1 protein-coding gene is annotated in these 386 nt (G+C 69.7%); it reads left to right on the plus strand.

Features of this window, described 5'->3' with window-relative positions; genetic code table 11:
- A partial coding sequence (locus G3I71_RS49805; protein ID WP_239149833.1) for a GDSL-type esterase/lipase family protein occupies positions 1–386 on the plus strand: 386 nt, incomplete at both ends.

Here is a 386-nt window from a genome sequence, read left to right on the forward strand (position 1 = left end):
CGTACCCCGCCCTGTGGGCCGCCGCGAACTCGCCCGCCAGCTTCTCCTTCGTGGCCTGCTCCGGTGCCAAGACCGGCGACGTCCTCGCCAACCAGATGGGCCCGCTGAACTCCTCCACCGGCCTCGTCTCGCTCACCATCGGCGGCAACGACGCCGGGTTCGCGGACGTCATGACCACCTGCGTCCTCCAGTCCGAGGCCAACTGCGTCGCCCGGGTCAACACGGCCAAGACGTTCGTCCAGAACTCGCTGCCCGCCAAGCTCGACTCGGTCTACTCGCAGGTCCGCGCCAAGGCCCCCTCGGCCAACGTCGTCGTCCTCGGCTACCCGCGGTTCTACAAGCTCAACGGCTCCTGCATCGCCGGCCTGACCGAGGGGGAGCGCACC

The sequence above is a fragment of the Streptomyces sp. SID12501 genome, from assembly GCF_010550245.1.
Lineage (GTDB): Bacteria > Actinomycetota > Actinomycetes > Streptomycetales > Streptomycetaceae > Streptomyces.